Raw genomic sequence first — 16,842 nt, forward strand, 5'->3', positions numbered from 1 at the left:
CGTTTTCCTGGAGACGGACTTCTAAATCTAGGGGCAAAACCAACTGGTTCATGGTATACTCTTTGTACATAGGGGCACCTCCAAAGTTATGGTTTGGTCACTTTAACTTTATCAAAGGTCGCCCCTATCTGTTTAGTCTGAAATGCGTGCACGAACCCATAAAAATGAGAAGAGGCCACCGGGAGCGAACAAGTCGCTCCCGGTGGCCTCTTTCTTATAAATCTACTGGGTTATGTCCCAGCCTCATTTCGTTAATCGCGTGTGAGTACGTTGACGAGCAACTGATGCACGACGTCATGGTCACGTAGGTCGTGTAGCTTATAGTCTTTCCCGGGCAATGTATACCACTCAGCCGCCCCGACGTAAGTGATGGTGAGTTCGAGCGTGCCGTCTTCTTGGCACGTCGTCTTCAGTTCGAGCTCTCCGCTAATGACGCCGACTTCTTCAGTCATAACGCCATGTGAGGCTTTGAATGTAGAGGAATGTTGATGCATAGCAGACTCCTTTCTGAATCAGTAAATGCAAGCGTTGATGGCGGTTTGAAGGGCCGCTTTCTCTGATGACTGGAGGCTCAGTCCCCAACGGCTCTTCGTCTCGACCCACATCTTCGCATAAGCACAACGAGCCCCGGTCCGTGTCGGCTGCCATGTTGACGGGTCTTGGTCACCTTTTGAGCGGTTCGAGCTGGCTGAGACGGCAATCAGTTGCGGGCCAGTTAAATCGTTGGCGAAACTTTGGCGTTTCGTCGTCGTCCAACTGTTCGCGCCTGAACGCCATGCTTCAGCCAAAGGTACGACGTGGTCGACGTCGAGGCTAGATGGCGACGTGAATGTGACTCCATCGTAGTAACTGTACCATGACCCTGACGTGACCGGGCAGTCGCCGACGTATGAGTCCGCGTCGCGTTTCAAGACGATTTGACGAGTGTCACAACCGTTGCCTTGACCGCTCCAATGCGGGAACAAATCGCGGCTATAGCCGGTCATCGCACCTTCTGTCTTGACCGTCAACGCGTTCAACTTCGTGAGAGCGCTTGACTTCGATGGAATACCCGGCGGGAGCGCCGAGGCGGTCGGAGTGGTTAAGTGAAGCGTCGTGACGACTAAGATGATGGCGAACAAAGAACTGATGCATTTTTTCAACATGTTTGTGCCTCCTATTATGTATGACGACTGAACGACTTGCATCCTCGATTTCTGAATGCACATTGAATATACACGGCAAAGTCAGCAGAAAGATTAAAATTTACAAAAATGAATCGAAAGATTATAAAAGTTGAGGTCTGGGGCATGAAACATGACATCAGACGTCCCGGCTTTAGAACTACTGACATACGCGTGAGGGAGAACTATTGGTATAATGAAGTCGGTTTGTAGTCAAGAACGAAGGAGTTGGGTCAGATGAATCAAAAAGACATCGCGGCAATCCGCAAGCATTTCAAGTTGAATGCGGAAGCGGTCAAAATCGCTGAAATTTATAATATTTACATCCGGCAAGACAGCAACGAGATCTTCCACGAAGAGATGCGGTCGTTCCCGTTTTTGGAGCAAGAGCACCAAGAGCTATTTTTGACGAGTTTTAAGAAAGTACTCGGCGGCAAGCTCGACGAGAAGCTGTTTGAAGTGAAGTTCGAGCACCCGGAAGCGGGTCAGACCGACCATACGCAGACATTGTTGTACAAAGGACTGCAGACGGAAGACACAGAGGACTGGGCTGCTTCGATGCAGAAAATCGCGTTGAAGATGGTCCAAGACGCCCCGTTCGAAAAAGATGTCGTCGTCACGTTCATTCGTTTCCAATACAATAAACCGACGCGGCGTCATTCCGAAGAAACGGAGATCGATATGCGCGACGAGGTGTACACGTCGCGGTTCATCCTCGGCAGCATCAACCAGACGGAACTGCCGAAACAGTCGCTCGTGTTCGACTTTATCGAGCGTGAGTACAAATCGAACGTCTTCATCAATCCTGTCATCAAACTCGACGCACCCGTCGGCGGTTTCTTATTCCCATGTTTCACGGACAACGCGGCCGACGTCAACCATGTCTTGTATGCGGCCCAGAAAGCGCACCAACCGGACTTCGGTTTTATCGATAACGTATTGAATGGAACCGAGATCGTGACGGCGATCGAAGAGAAAGCGATGTTCGAGGAAGTCGTCAAAGCTGTCATCGGGGAAGAAGTCAACTTGGCGACGCTCGCCACCGTCTATGAAGAAATCAATTATTTGATCGTCGCGGAAGAAGAGCGTGAGGACGAGGATGAGACGGTCCCGATGCTTGACGCGCGAGCGGTCGAAGTCGTCTTGAAGGCGAGCGGTGTCGAGGACGTGACGACGGAGAAAGTCGAGCAGGCGTTCAAACAAGTCGTCGATGACACGCAATACGAGATGAAGGCGAGCAGCGTCGTCCCGAAATATACGTCAAAGTCGATTAAAATCAACACGAAAGTCGCGAATATCACGATCAGCCCGCAAGACTTGAAATACGTGAAGCAAGTGAACGTGAAAGGCAAACGGTGTCTGTTAATCGAATTAGAAGAGGACACGGAAATCGAAGGGTTCAAGTTGATCTCGGAAGAACTGTTCGACTAATTCATCTCGGCTGGACGAAATCCGTTGCACCCGACAGAGCTGATTGAGCATGTGCTCGCAGCGATTGTTCTCTTTACAATGTTATGTATTTCGCGGGAAATGGTGAACGGTGATTCGCACGCTGGCTGTGCTCTGTATGCAAGGTAGAAGTGACCGGATATCGTGCACGAAACAATGCGGAATTGAAATTTTTAGAGTGAGAGATGAAGGTTCAGGCGACATTGCCTGAGCCTTTTTTTGACAATCGCGTGAGGAAGGTTGAATTCAAGACGTGTTATCGGTATGATTCTGTTGAAAGCGTTCTCTCGAAACCGCTATTTTTTTACTGTTTTTCGAAAGCGCTTTCGATAACGTGGTCAAAACACAAAAAAAAAGGCTCGGAGAGATCAAACTCTCCGAGACCTGGATTGGTTATTTATGTGCTTTACTCACTTTTAGCTTTTTGCCTTTGATCGGTGTCGACTCCATCGCCTGAAGGACGAGTGAGCCTTTCCCGTTCAAGATGTCGACGTACGTCATCTGATCGGTGATCGTGATGATGCCGATGTCTTCGACTGTCACACCTGGGATTTTGGCGATCGTGCCGACGAAGTCGATGGCACGGAGTTTTTTCTTCTTCCCGCCACTGAAGTGAAGCTTCAGGATGTCTTGGTTTATGCGGGCCGTCTTGTTGTTACGGACGACGCGTCGACCGCTCAACTTCTCTTCGAACGCCGCTTTGCCGCGAGCGACTTGTGCTTCGGTCGGGGCGTCCATCGTCGGGATCTCGAACTTGATGAACGCTTCGATGGCGCGAACGAATTTACCTTCATAAGGAGTCGCGAGCGTAAGGGCTTTCCCTTTGTTACCGGCGCGGCCTGTCCGTCCGGTCCGGTGCACGTAGCTCTCTTTTTCCATCGGGACGTCATAGTTGATGACGAGATTGACGTTATCGATATCGATGCCGCGTGCCGCGACGTCTGTCGCTACGAGATAACGGAAGTTGCCCATCTTGAACCCTTCCATGACGGCGAACCGGTCTTCTTGCTCGAGTCCACCGTGGAGCCGTTCACAAGAATAGCCGGCCTTATCGAGCTCGCCATACACGGTGTCGACATGCTCTTTCGTCCGGCAGAAGATGAGACAGCTGTCAGGATTTTCGACGACAGTGATGTTTTGTAACACCGACAACTTGTCTTCATTGCGGACTTCGATCAAGCCGTGCTCGATCGTCGAGGCCGTGACGCCAGCAGACTCGATCGAGATGCGGGTCGGCTCGTTCATGTGTTGTTTGCACAGACGCTCGATGTCATTCGGGAACGTGGCCGAGAACACCATCGTGACGCGATCAGTCGGTAGCTTTTGGATGATGGCTTCAACGTCGGCGAGGAAGCCGCGGTTCAACATCTCGTCCGCCTCATCGATGATCAAGTACTTGATTTGGTCCAAGACGAGCGTTTCACGTTCGATATGGTCCATGACGCGTCCCGGTGTCCCGACGACGATATGCGTCTTCTGTTTCAAGTCTTCACGTTGTTTTGAGAACGGTTCTTTCCCGTAAACGGCAGTCGCCTTGATTCGTTTGAAGCGGCCGATGTTCGTCATGTCTTCCCGGACTTGGACGGCGAGCTCGCGTGTCGGTGTGAGAATTAACACTTGTGGTTTGTTTTCTTCCCACTCGATCATTTCAGTGATAGGAATGCCGAATGCGGCCGTCTTGCCGCTTCCGGTCTGTGCTTTGACGACTAGATCTTGGTGCTCGAGTGCGAGCGGGATGACTTTCTGTTGCACTTCTGTCGGTGCCACGTATTTCATGATGCCGAGTGCGCGTTGGATGTCTTCACTTAAGCGGTAGTCCGCAAAGTTTGGTTGATTCATATGTTTACCTCGTTTTCGTGTAAGAAACTTCTGTTGTAGAAATTTTCATTAGCAATTTAGTTTACGTCTCATTATACACGAAAGGGAGCGGTTCGTCGTTCATCCGTGAAATCGAGCGAGTGCGAAGGGAAGAGGTCGAACTGACTTCTACCGTCTAACGCTAGTTGCGTCAACACTTCACCGATGACACGACCGAATTTGAAGCCGTGTCTGAACAAGTAAGATTTCAGTCAACGGATAAAGCTGTCATCAGCAAGGTAGCGGTGATTGAGAAAGGAGCATTCAGTTCATGTCGACTCAAAGTAACCCGTACGAACGGTTAGTTGATGAGTTAAGTGCAGTACATATTCGAGAGACGATTGATGGCGTCGAGACGACGATCAAACCGATTCCGGACTTAAACAAACAAGGCGACCTCGACCCGCGCGTGTTGGCGAACAACAATCAACACGTAACAGGCGATGAGGCACCGGCACCGTTTGACCTTGAGGCCGTCCGCGCGAGCATGGGATGGCCGAACCGTGACGTGACGACACGTCCGATCACGAAGGAACCGATCACGATTCCAAGTCTTGAAGGCGACATCCCGGCCCGGCTCTATCGGCCCGAGTCAGACGAGCCGTTACCGGCCGTCCTGTTCTTCCATGGCGGCGGCTTCTTTGGCGGGACACTCGACACGGTGGAGAACCCGTGCAAAGCGCTCGCTGAGAAAGCGAACGCGGTCGTCGTCTCGGTCGACTATCGGCTCGCGCCGGAGCATCCGTTCCCGGCTGGCTTGCATGATTGCTTTCAAGCGGTCAAATGGGTATACGACCAGGCCGATGAGCTCGGGGTGTTGCGAGACACTATCGCCGTCGCGGGCGATAGCGCCGGGGGAAATTTGGCGACCGGCTGCTGTTTACTCGATCGTGCGCAACAGACGAGCATGATCAGCTTCCAGGCACTCATCTATCCGGTCGTCAATTTAGGTTCGGTTCCGACAGATGATTACGCATGGGACATCGCACAATACGATATCCGACATCATCACGACTTGATTCGCGGGATCGTGCTAGCGCTCAGCGATTCGGATTCGATGTTCAACAACATTTATTTACAAGGTGCGACCGACGTGACGCATCCGCTCGTATCGCCCTTGTTGGCGGACGACTTGAAGAACCTCCCGCCCGCGCTTATCGTGACGGCGGAGTACGATTATTTGCGCTTAGAAGGCGAGGCGTATGCGCGGAAACTCGCGCGCGACGGCGTGAAGACGAGACTGATTCAATACCGAGGGATGGACCACGCCTTCCTCGATAAAATCGGGGACTATCCGCAAGCTGAAGACTGTATGAACGAAATCGCAAACGAAATGAAGGAGCTGACCACATGAAACATTACACATTGAACTGGGATACGTATAAACAACTGGCGCGAACGGCGGTCGCCGAAGGGGCTGTCCTCTTAAAGAACGAACAGACGCTGCCGATCGAGGCGGGGACGACCGTGTCCGTGTTCGGTCGCAGCCAATTCAACTACTATAAGAGCGGGACCGGCTCAGGAGGGATGGTCAACGTCTCCCACGTGACGAGTCCGCTCGAGGCGCTCCAAGCGAGTGAAGGCATCCAGCTGAACGAGTCGCTCCTTCAAACGTATGAGGCGTGGGTCGAAGAAAACCCGTTCGACAAAGGTGTCGGCTGGGCCGGCGAACCGTGGTCACAGCCGGAGATGGCCGTCACGGACGCGCTCGTCGCGGAAGCGGCAGCCAAGTCAGATATGGCGCTCATCATGATCGGGCGTACGGCGGGTGAGGACCGTGACAACACGGCCGACCCGGGCAGCTACTTGTTGACCGAGATCGAGAACGAGTTGATCGAGAAAGTGTCGAAGGCGTTTACGAAGACGGCCGTCGTCTTGAACGTCGGCAACATCATCGACATGAAGTGGGCGACGGATTATGAGCCGAGCGCGATTCTTTATGCATGGCAAGGGGGATTAGAAGGTGGGACGGGACTCGTCGATGTACTCACAGGCAAAGTCAGCCCGTCCGGCAAGTTGACAGACACGATCGCCCGGTCGATTGACGACTATCCGTCGACGAAAAACTTCGGTCACGCCGACAAAGGAATTTATCAAGAAGATATTTATGTCGGCTATCGCTATTTCGAGACGTTCGCGAAAGACGAGGTGCTCTATCCATTCGGTTTCGGGTTGTCGTATACAAGTTTCAGCACGGAAGTCGTTGAAGCGAGCGAACAGAACAGTTTGATTACGATCAACGTCGCGGTGACGAACACCGGGGCAGTTGACGGGAAAGAAGTCGTCCAGTTGTATGTCGAGAAGCCGCAAGGCGTCCTCGGTAACCCGGCGCGCGCCCTCGTCGCGTTCGATAAGACAGGTCTGCTTGCACCAGGAGAGCGGCAAACGCTCGAATTCTCCGTCCCGGTCACGGACTTTGCGAGCTATGACGATCGTGGCGTCACCGGACACGCATCGAGCTTTGTCTTAGAAGCCGGGACGTACCGGATTCATGCTGGGACGGACGTACGTTCAGCCGTCGCGGTCTTCGACTATGAGCTCGCCGAACTACAAGTCGTCGAGACGCTCAGCGAGAACATGGCGCCGGTCACACCGTTTGACCGCATCAAGCCGGTCGCAAGCGGCCAAGGATATGAAGTCAGCTACGAAGCAACACCGCTGCGCCAGGTTGACGTTGAGGCACGTTATCTCGCCGAACGTCCGATGCAGCGCCATCAGACAAGCGACAACGGCTTGAAGCTGACGGACGTCTATCACGGGAAAGCCGAGCTTGAGACGTTCCTCGACCAGTTGACGGATGAGGACCTCGCCTGCATCGTCCGCGGACAAGGTATGAACTCACCCCGCGTGACACCAGGGACGGCCGCCGCGTTCGGCGGCGTGTCGGACCGTTTGAACGAGCTCGACATTCCGGCCGCTTGTTGCGCGGACGGTCCGTCTGGTATCCGGATGGACATCGGCACGAAGGCGTTTGCGTTGCCGAACGGGACGCTGTTGGCGTCAAGCTTCAACGTGGCGTTGATCGAAGACCTGTTCGAGATGACGGGACTCGAGATGCGGAAAAACCGCGTCGACACGTTGCTCGGACCAGGGATGAACATCCATCGTAATCCGCTCAACGGACGGAACTTCGAGTACTTCTCGGAAGATCCGCACGTGACGGGCAAGATGGCGATCGCCCAGTTGAACGGGATGCACCGCGTCGGCGTGACCGGTACGCTCAAACACTTCAGCGCCAACAACCAAGAAGCGCACCGCCACGACATCGACTCGGTCGTCTCGGAACGGGCGTTGCGCGAGATTTATTTGAAAGGGTTCGAGATGGCGGTCAAAGAAGGTAAGGCGACGTCGATCATGACGACGTACGGTGCCGTCAACGGCGTCTGGACGGCCGGGCTATATGATCAGAACACACGTGTCCTTCGCGACGAGTGGGGCTTTGAAGGCATCGTCATGACCGACTGGTGGGCGAAAGTGAACCACCATGAAGATGAGCCGGCGAACCGTCAGAACACGGCGGCGATGGTCCAGTCGCAGAACGACTTGTACATGGTCGTCGACCGTCCGGATACGAACTCGTTCGACGACAATACGGGAGCGGCACTCGCTGCCGGTACGTTGACGCGGGCGGAACTGTTGCGGAGTGCGGCGAACATTTGCCGCTTTGTCTTTAAGTCTCCGGCGATGGAGCGTCTGCTAGGGCTTCATGACGGTTCAGTCGAAGTGATCGGACTCAACGAAGAAGCAGGACAAGCGATTGATTTCGATGTGACGTATCAGCATCTCGCGAACGGTGAGAGCGTCAGCTTACTTGATGCGGACACATCGACGGGAAACACGCACGTCTTCGCCGTATCGGTCGATGAGACGGGCACGTACGACGTGACAATCACGGCCCGTTCGGAAGCAGGAGAGCTCGCCCAGATGCCGGTGACGCTATTTGCGAACAACATCCCGGGTCCGACGTTCACGTTTAACGGAACGGGCGGGGAATGGGTGACGCAGACGAAGCAACTGTTCTTCTTGAACCAACACAACTACTTGCAACTCTATTTCGCACTCGGTGGCCTTGACGTGAAAGACATCACGTTCACGCTCGCTGACTCGTTCAGCATGAAGAATGGATAATTGAAAAACGCCGTCTCGGAAACGAGGCGGCGTTCTTTATATGCGTTCAAGTGATTTTACGGCGTGACGTAACGTCTCGGCCTCTTCATTCTCCCATCCGTTCCGGTCGATCGCGTTGAGAAGCTGGTATGTCGTTTTGATGAGGGCCTGTTTCAGCTCTTCGATCAATACAGTTCCCATGAGCACGTGACGTGTATCACTGCCTACGTATAGGAGTTCGGCCTCTGTCGCGTTCACTTTTCTCGCAATCACATCGTCTCGTCCGTCCATAAAGGAGAATGAATACTTTTCGTGTAGTGGCGCGGATAAAAGGGCACGACAACTGTCAATCCACCATTTCAAGACGATGACGACAAAATCGGACCATCCTTGGCCAGGGAAATATATATAAGAGTCAATAATGAAGGAGATATCACCGACGATTTGAGTTTCATAAGTTAAAGAGTCGACATTTAGTTCGATTGAGATTTGTTCGCCCATGACTGTCACAGATCTAATTGGAGAATGATTTTTGTGAACGTTTTAAAATCATCGATGTGCTTTTCGAGAATCGCTTCAAGAATTTCGAGTTGGAGTGCTTGGTAGTCGTGGACGGCGATATTACGGAATCCGACCATGTTCATGAGCGTCTTCGCTAAGGCACTATCAATGATACCTGCTTCCTCGAGCATGATGAACCCGTCCCGGCTCGCTTTGGGTACGCCCAACTTCTTTTGACTGACTAGGTACATCGCGATATCGATACTCGCTTCACAGGCGCGTTGGATGTTGAGAATGATACTGTCTTGCTTCGTGAAATCGTTTAGGTGATCTGGATTATCGTCATACACGTCATGGATTCGCTGAAGACAGCGCTCGATTGTCGTCACTTTGTTCAACACAACATCATTCATCGAATACACTTCCTCTAGCTTTGATTTCTTTCAAGACGATGTCTCGTTGTTCGTTCAATTCGGCATACATCCGAAAGGCTTTCATCTGTTGTCGCGTAAATTCGTTCTGATCTTGAATCGATAATGGAACGCCCTCTGAGAAAATTTGCATGGCAAAGACGGTGTCGACTTCACGGATATCGATCAAGTCGACGTCTCGCCCGCATAGAAGCGCTAATTCGCTCGCCAAGGCAAAGCGATTATATGGTGAGAGTCGCTTCTGACCGAAGTATGCTAAATCGACATCACTATCCTCACGATCTGTTCCTTTGGCGAATGACCCGAATAACAAGATGAAATCAGCGTCGGTCTCACGTTGAATCGTTTCAGCGACAGCTTGTTTTACTTTTTCAGAAATCAATCTCTCACCTCCTCATCTCATTATACGCCCTGTTGTGTCGGCCTGAACATTCATTCCATCAGAAAAAATGAACCATAGTCGGGTATATACTCGTATAGAGGACAACAGACATAAATTGGAGGGATGACGATGAACACGCTTTACATGAAACAGAAAGTCTTCAGCTTGCGCGGACGGTTCACGATCAAGGACGCGGATGAAAACGATATGTATTTCGTCGAAGGGAGCTTTATGAAGCTGCCGAAGTCGTTCACCATCTCGGACAAGGATGGGCGGGAGATCACGACCATTACGAAAAAGACATTCAGCTTCTTACCGAAGTTTTACGTCGATGTCGAGGGTGAGGAGACGATGACGATCTCAAAAGAGTTCACCTTCTTCAAACCGCGTTATACGATTGACGCAGCAGGGATTGAAATCGATGGTGACTGGTGGGATATGGACTTCGAGGTGACACAGAACGGGCAAGTCATCGGCAGCGTCCAGAAGAAATGGTTGTCATGGGGCGACACGTATGAGATTCAAGTGATCGATGAGACGATGGAGCACATGCTCATCTCGATCGTCGTTGCCATCGATTGTGTGAAATCAGATCAAGCGGCAGCGAGTGCGGCCACATAAAGGGGATTGAACGATGGAGTTTTGGGACGTCTATAACGTTGACCGAGAAAAGACAGGGCGGACGTGGCAGCGGGGCAATCGTCTCGAGAATGGCGATTACCATCTTGTCATCCACGTCTGTATCTTTAACAAGGATGGGCAGATGTTGATTCAACAGCGCCAACCGTTCAAAGACGGCTGGTCGAACATGTGGGACATCACGGTAGGCGGCAGTGCCATGGTCGGCGATACGAGTCAACAGGCGGCGATGCGCGAGCTTGAAGAAGAGATCGGTCTGACACTAGACTTAACAGACACGCGACCACATTTGACGATCAACTTTGACGAAGGGTTCGACGACATCTATCTTGTCGAAATGGATGTCGATTTGAATAAGTTGACGCTTCAAGAATCAGAAGTGCAGGCGGTGCAGTGGGCGGATGAGGCGACCATCCTCGACATGATCCGGTCAGGAGAATTCATCCCGTACCACGAACCGATGATTCCACTTTTGTTCGCGATGCGAGGCCAATGGGGAGGAATCAATCGTGTGGCAGTAGTACACGTGGATCAATGAGCCGAGAGCAACAGACGTACAGGAGAGACTCACCTTCCAAACAGAAGCCGACACCGACTTTTGGCGGAACACCCATTATGGGTTCAACCGGATGACGGCGCACGCCTTGGTGAAGGACATATCGGCCAAGCGCTTCACGTGCCAGGCAACGATTGAGATGAAGCCGAGCCATACATACGACCAGGCCGGCATTTTGTTGTATGCGAATGACGACCATTGGCTCAAGACGTCGGTCGAGTATATCCCGGATGGACCGTCACACCTTGGGGCCGTCGTCACGTCCTTTGGTTACTCGGATTGGTCGACGCGGGACTTTTCGAACGAAGAAGTGAACGGACCATTGACGTTCGAGCTCGTCTACACAGACGGTGATGTCGAGGTGTTCTTCGAATATGGGGACGGCAGGCGTGAACAACTAAGAATCGCCCATCTCCATGACGTGTCGACGTTACGCGTCGGACCGTACGCCTGTAGTCCGGATACGGAGGCGCTTGGATTCAAAGTCACGATTTCAGATTGGACAGTCATCGAAGAATTGACCTAATTCATAGGTTGATTCTTTTTTTCTTTATTTCATTTTCATTTCACTTCAAGAAAATGGTTGAATCTAGGTAGACGAAAAAAATATAATAGAACTAACGAAAGCGCTTTCGGAAAACGCTTTCAATTTGGTGCGTAGCTTTAGAGTTGAGGCAGGGACGGTTTTCGTGTGTCTGCCTTCATTTATGTCAAAGGAGGGATTTTGATGAAGAAATGGGTAGCACTTGCTCTCGGTACCGGACTTGTCTTGTCAGCCGCACAAGGCGCATCTGCCGAAAAGCCAGAGAAAAAAGACAATACGAAATGGAAGCTCGTCTGGGCGGATGAGTTCAGCAAGAAAGAAATCGACCAGGCAAAATGGAATTTCGATACGGGGAACTGGTTGAAAGATAACGACGGTAATCCGGTCGCACCGGGTTGGGGAAACAATGAGAAGCAATTTTATACGGACAAAAACGAAAACGCTTTCGTAAAAGACGGCAAGCTCGTCATCCGCGCCAAACGGGAACAAACGATGGATGAACTCGGGACGTATGACTTTACGTCGGCGAAGCTGACGACGAAAGGCAAGTTCAGTAAAACATACGGTCGCTATGAGATGCGGGCAAAACTACCGACAGGGAAAGGCTTGTGGCCGGCGTTTTGGATGTTGCCGGAACAAGACCGGTACGGTGCCTGGGCATCGTCTGGCGAAATCGACATCATGGAATCATGGGGCAGCCAGCCTGACAAAGTCGCTGGGACGATTCACTATGGCGAGAACTGGCCGAACAACAAATATACAGGCAAAGATTATCACTTTGAAGAAGGTGACGGCATCAATCAATGGCATACATATGCCGTCGAGTGGGAGCCTGGCGAGTTGCGCTGGTACGTTGATGGAGAGCTCTATCAGACGCAAAACGACTGGTACTCGAAAGGGTTGAACCAGGCGACGAAGTACAGCTACCCAGCGCCGTTTGACCAAAACTTCTACCTGGTGATGAACTTGGCCGTCGGCGGTTGGTTTGACGGGGACGTCGATGCGACGACACCGTTCCCGGCCGAGATGGAAGTCGATTACGTTCGTGTGTTCGATTTACAGAACCGCGACTACCGCAAGGCGGTCGAACCGGTGTACACGGACGAAGAAATCGTATTGCCCGACGGAGCGAAACAACCGTCTGAAGACGGAAACCTCGTCTACGACCAAGATTACACGGAGCCGATCACGACCGTGACGAACGGTTCGCAAGCGCTCGATCCGACGTACTGGAACTATGTGGCCTTGCCAGACTTTGGCGGCGTCGGGACGGTTGATGTCATCGAACAAGCAGGCTCACGCTTTGCCGACATCTCGATCACTCAAGCCGGCAGTCAGCCATATTCGCACCAATTGATTCAAAACGTCTCACTCGGTAAAGGCGGACACTATAAAGTGACGTTCGACGCGAGTGCCGATTCGGCCCGTTCGATCGCCGTGAAAGTCGGCGGCGGACCAGACCGCGGCTACGCGAAATACTCGGATGAAGGTTCATTCGATTTGACGACAGACGTACAGACATATTCGATGACGTTTGATATGACAGAAGACACGGACCTTGCGGCGCGTCTCGAGTTCAACATGGGACTTAGCACGTCAGGCGTTCAAATCGGGAACGTCCGTGTCGAACAAGCCGAACGTGCAGCACTTGACCCGAACGCGACGAAACCAGCGCTCGGCGACGGGAACTTGGTCTACAACGGAACGTTTGACCAAGGCGCGATGGACCGCTTGACATACTGGCAGTTCGACCCGGGCGCAACGAAAGGGACGGCTACAGTTGACGAGAAGTTGCGTCACTTCAAGTTCGTGACGAACCCGAAAAAGGGCGAACCGGCAACGCTCGTCCAAAACGGGATTCAACTGACGGAAGGTCATGACTACGTGTTGCGCTTTAAAGCGAGAGCGGAACGCATCAAAGCACTTCAAGTCGGTTTGAATGGAGCGGACGGCAACGCGTATCTCCCGCTTCAAGACGTCGCGTTGACGCGCGAGTTTGAAACGATCGAGATCCCGTTCACGATGGGACAAGCGACGGACCTGTTGAGCCAGCTCCAGTTCGTACTCGGTTCGGCGAAAGGCTCAATTGAGCTTGACGACGTCAAACTGTTCGATGTGACACCGATCGCGATCGACCCGTCTCCGCTGAAGAACGGATCGTTCACGGACGGGTTGACACATTGGGGCTCTTACGTGCACTTCGATGCGCAAGCCGCGGTTGAAGCGGTGAACGAAGCCGCTCAAATCTCGATCGGGCAAGAAGGACAGGAACCTTGGAGCGTCTTGCTTGAGCAAGGCGGTCTTGAACTGCACCAGGGACAGACGTACGTCGTCCGTTTCGATGCTTCTTCGACAGTCGCGCGCAACATGGAAGTGACGGTCGAGAACGCGGCGTATACGCGTTACTTGAGCCAAATCGTTCAAGTCGGACCTGAGACGAAAACGTATGAGTTTGAGCTCACGATGGGTCAAACCGATATGACAGGATTGAAATTCTTGCTCGGACGCACGGACGGTTCACCGCTCGGTGCGCACGATGTGACGATTGATAATGTCAGTGTGACAACGAAATAATGTAAACAAGGAGCGTCTCGACATTTTCGAGGCGCTCCTTTCGCGTGTCATTGAACGTTTTTTCGACTGATCAGCCGGGCCGTGCGCAACAAGGAAGGCAGGAGCGTCCGTCGTTGCCGGAATGCCAAGTAGCGGCCTTCCCACGTCGGTTTGAACTTGTTCTTAAATTGCCTTAAGCCACTGAACGGATAAATGTAGCTGATGTTCTCGAAGATGTCCGCCGCGATCCGCTCGGGCCAGTAAGCGAACGTATGCTCACCGACCGATGCGAGTGGGGCGACTCCGAGCCCGACATCGGCATATTCATTCTCCCGCGCCCACTCGATTACGTGAAGAATCAGTACTTCGATTGAGCCGGGCGGGGCGTCACAACACGAGCGCATCAAGTCAATCGATACGGTACCATGCCCGCGGAGCAGCGTGATGAAGGCGACAATTTGCCCATCGACGTCCTTCAGCAGCGCCGTCGGATAATGGGATAGGGACTGCTCGTTGAAAAATCCGAGCGAGAAGCCTTTCTCACTGCGATTACCGATCCATTCTTCGGAAATATCTTTTAACGAGGTGATGATCGCCTCGTTCGGTCGCGTGATCACGTCCACGGTAAAGCCTTTTTTTATGAACTGGTTGTTTAGGGAGCGCATGTTCGCGCGCTTTTTACCTGTCAGTGAGAACGTATCGACATTGATCGTCGCCTCTTCGCCAAGCTTGAAAAACGTGAAGCCAGCGTCATGCAGGCGCGGCATCCAGTTCGGTGTGGCTTGATAGAACAACGGGACATAGCCGAGATGGTCGGTCGCCTCAATGAACTGAATCAACAGCTCGGAGGCGGCACTCGTCTCACCTTGTATGTCTCCTAAAACGATTGCGTGATTACCAGATAACGCGAACAACAGGCAGGCGTTGTCATCAGGCCCATAATAGACGCGCTTGTCATTCATGTAAGCCAAATCAAACGTGTGTGATGTCGCATGCGTCGTCTGGAACCGTTCAAAGCGCACCGATTCGAACGCCTCACCAAGACGGGGACGCTTCAGACGGTTAAACAAGACGAACAGGACACTCAATAGCAGGCCTGATATCATGACAGCGCTCACGCTTAACAGGGCGGCTTGATCCGGTTCAAAGAAAATCGTGTCGCTTTGACTGAATGACTGGAGCAAAATCGCATGTGTCCCGACATATAGACTGACATACAACACGTTTCGGAAGAAGCGACTGATGGTCAGGATCGAGCGATACCGCGTGTGCTGGTTTCGGGTCAGCCAAACGAACAAGGCAAATCCGACCACGACCAACGCTTCGAACAAATTGAACCCGCGTGCGAATATACCAAGCGTCGCGAAGAAGAACGACACAGCCGTGATCCACAGCACCCGTTTCGTGCGGATATACATGCCGTAGGTGCTCACTAACGTCAGGAGTCCGGCAACGAACAGACAAAGCGTCCCGACCCATTGCATCCAAGGGGCTGTCACATAAAGCGGGGCCACACTCGGGAGCAGCGTTTGAAACCAGAGGACGAGACTCGTCATCAAAGCGATCAGACTGCCGGCGATCCGACCGGTCTTGGCGAGTGTCCGCAACACGGTGCGCCAGACGACCGTCCCGATTTCATACGATGAGCCGATGATCGGTTTGTATTCGATTTGTTTGACGACCTGGTCCCCGAAGGCGATCGCGGCTAAAAACAAACCAATCATGAACGGGACGATGAAGTAGACGAACCGATAGACGATCAAGGACGACAACACAATCTCTTGGTTGATGCCGAGCTGCGTCATCCCGACCAAATACAATAGATCAAATGAGCCGGCTCCGCCTGGGACGAGTGAAACGACCCCAACGATTGTGGCGACGATGAATACGCCCAGCATACTAGCAATCGGGGCGTCCCCGCCGAGGAGATACAAGGCGTACAAGGCGACGAGTCCTGCTGTCACCCATTCCGCGAATGATGTGGCGATGTAGCCGAGTAACGTCGACCAGCTCAAGTTCGATCGTTTGCGGGTCATATAGATGTAAAGTGGCAAGACGGCTAGCGTTGCCAGCAATATGGGCCAAATCCACTGCTTCGTCGATATCAGCGTTGTGGTCGGAAATAGGCCGGAGAGGACCCCGATCGACAGTAGAGACAGTCCGCTGATCAGCGTCGGTGTCATCCAACCGATAGCCCGGAGCAGTCGCAATGTATCCGTGTACGGACGATACAGCGAGGTCCTGAGTGCGATGCCGATGACGCCGCCGAACCCGAGCATGCCGTTCATCGAGTTGGTGATCCAAGCCGCACGAAGCAGCTTATGGACCGGGATATGAACGTTCAATGAGCGGAGTAAAAAGTAGTCGTATCCGGTCATCGTCAGGACGGCGAGCAAGCCAAGAAGGATCAAGCTGGATTGTTCGAATCCTGTCAGTTTTTCTAACGCCGAGAAGGCGGCTGCGAGCGATAAGTTTTGTAGTTCTTGCCCGCTCTGATAAAGAATCAGGCCAATCAATAGGAATGGAACCAACCATTTCAGCTGCTTCCAAGAAAGTCGTTTTTGCATCATGTCTTCTCCTTACGGCTACAAGCTTAGTGTTAGCATTATATGCTGTTTTGCATGTGAGGAATAGTGAATCCTGTAGTGTATACGACCCGA

The 16,842-nt window shown here is 52.5% G+C and carries 14 protein-coding genes; 7 read left to right on the plus strand and 7 right to left on the minus strand.

All coding sequences use genetic code 11. The features are described 5' to 3' along the window. Positions 1-251: 251 nt before the first annotated feature. Both BJU60_RS05915 and BJU60_RS05920 read right to left on the minus strand, forming a co-directional pair. Positions 252-494 (minus strand): hypothetical protein, encoded by a 243-nt coding sequence (locus tag BJU60_RS05915; RefSeq protein WP_070327984.1) that lies wholly within the window; start codon positions 492-494, stop codon positions 252-254. A gap of 18 nt (positions 495-512) precedes the next feature. Continuing rightward, positions 513-1,145 (minus strand): HNH endonuclease family protein, encoded by a 633-nt coding sequence (locus BJU60_RS05920; protein ID WP_070327985.1) that lies wholly within the window; start codon positions 1,143-1,145, stop codon positions 513-515. 255 nt (positions 1,146-1,400) lie between these two features. Between BJU60_RS05920 and BJU60_RS05925 the strand changes: the two genes are divergently transcribed. After that, on the plus strand, positions 1,401-2,594 hold the full coding sequence (locus BJU60_RS05925) for a DUF4317 domain-containing protein (protein ID WP_070327986.1): 1,194 nt from the start codon (positions 1,401-1,403) through the stop codon (positions 2,592-2,594). Between the two features lie 411 nt (positions 2,595-3,005). Here BJU60_RS05925 and BJU60_RS05930 read toward each other — a convergent pair whose 3' ends face one another. Further along, the gene (locus BJU60_RS05930) at positions 3,006-4,451 is read right to left on the minus strand and encodes a DEAD/DEAH box helicase (protein ID WP_070327987.1); all 1,446 of its coding nucleotides are present in this window, start codon (positions 4,449-4,451) and stop codon (positions 3,006-3,008) included. Between the two features lie 289 nt (positions 4,452-4,740). On the opposite strand from BJU60_RS05930, the gene BJU60_RS05935 reads away from it, so the two are divergent. Together BJU60_RS05935 and BJU60_RS05940 are read left to right on the plus strand one after the other, a co-directional pair. After that, positions 4,741-5,823, plus strand: a complete 1,083-nt coding sequence (locus tag BJU60_RS05935) for an alpha/beta hydrolase (protein ID WP_070327988.1) — start codon at positions 4,741-4,743, stop codon at positions 5,821-5,823. Further along, positions 5,820-8,597 carry a glycoside hydrolase family 3 C-terminal domain-containing protein gene (locus tag BJU60_RS05940; RefSeq protein ID WP_070327989.1) on the plus strand — a complete coding sequence of 926 codons (2,778 nt, stop codon included), beginning with the start codon at positions 5,820-5,822 and terminating at the stop codon, positions 8,595-8,597. Before BJU60_RS05935 ends, BJU60_RS05940 begins: the two co-directional genes overlap by 4 nt. Positions 8,598-8,633: 36 nt before the next feature. Here the strand turns inward: BJU60_RS05940 and BJU60_RS15350 are convergent, their stop codons facing one another. The 3 genes from BJU60_RS15350 to mntA form a co-directional block, all read right to left on the minus strand. Further along, positions 8,634-8,867, minus strand: a complete 234-nt coding sequence (locus tag BJU60_RS15350) for a hypothetical protein (RefSeq protein ID WP_233589705.1) — start codon at positions 8,865-8,867, stop codon at positions 8,634-8,636. A gap of 215 nt (positions 8,868-9,082) precedes the next feature. Further along, positions 9,083-9,490 (minus strand): type VII toxin-antitoxin system HepT family RNase toxin, encoded by a 408-nt coding sequence (hepT, locus tag BJU60_RS05950; RefSeq protein WP_070327990.1) that lies wholly within the window; start codon positions 9,488-9,490, stop codon positions 9,083-9,085. After that, a complete protein-coding gene (gene mntA / locus BJU60_RS05955; protein WP_070327991.1) occupies positions 9,483-9,890 on the minus strand; it encodes a type VII toxin-antitoxin system MntA family adenylyltransferase antitoxin in 408 nt (135 codons plus the stop codon). Before mntA ends, hepT begins: the two co-directional genes overlap by 8 nt. Before the next feature lie 129 nt (positions 9,891-10,019). Between mntA and BJU60_RS05960 the strand changes: the two genes are divergently transcribed. The 4 genes from BJU60_RS05960 (at position 10,020) to BJU60_RS05975 (ending at position 14,203) form a co-directional block, all read left to right on the plus strand. Next, entirely contained in the window at positions 10,020-10,511 is a 492-nt protein-coding gene (locus tag BJU60_RS05960; RefSeq protein WP_070327992.1) for an LURP-one-related/scramblase family protein, read from the plus strand. A 13-nt stretch (positions 10,512-10,524) separates the two neighbouring features. After that, on the plus strand, positions 10,525-11,067 hold the full coding sequence (locus BJU60_RS05965) for an NUDIX hydrolase (protein WP_070327993.1): 543 nt from the start codon (positions 10,525-10,527) through the stop codon (positions 11,065-11,067). Next, positions 11,060-11,611, plus strand: a complete 552-nt coding sequence (locus BJU60_RS05970) for a DUF1349 domain-containing protein (RefSeq protein ID WP_070327994.1) — start codon at positions 11,060-11,062, stop codon at positions 11,609-11,611. The genes BJU60_RS05965 and BJU60_RS05970 overlap by 8 nt, the downstream gene beginning before the upstream one ends. Before the next feature lie 201 nt (positions 11,612-11,812). Then, on the plus strand, positions 11,813-14,203 hold the full coding sequence (locus BJU60_RS05975) for a carbohydrate binding domain-containing protein (RefSeq protein ID WP_070327995.1): 2,391 nt from the start codon (positions 11,813-11,815) through the stop codon (positions 14,201-14,203). Between the two features lie 47 nt (positions 14,204-14,250). Here the strand turns inward: BJU60_RS05975 and mprF are convergent, their stop codons facing one another. Beyond that, positions 14,251-16,749, minus strand: a complete 2,499-nt coding sequence (gene mprF / locus BJU60_RS05980) for a bifunctional lysylphosphatidylglycerol flippase/synthetase MprF (protein WP_254281658.1) — start codon at positions 16,747-16,749, stop codon at positions 14,251-14,253. Positions 16,750-16,842: the final 93 nt, after the last annotated feature.

This window comes from Exiguobacterium aurantiacum (genome assembly GCF_001766415.1).
In the GTDB taxonomy this organism is placed as follows: domain Bacteria; phylum Bacillota; class Bacilli; order Exiguobacteriales; family Exiguobacteriaceae; genus Exiguobacterium; species Exiguobacterium aurantiacum_A.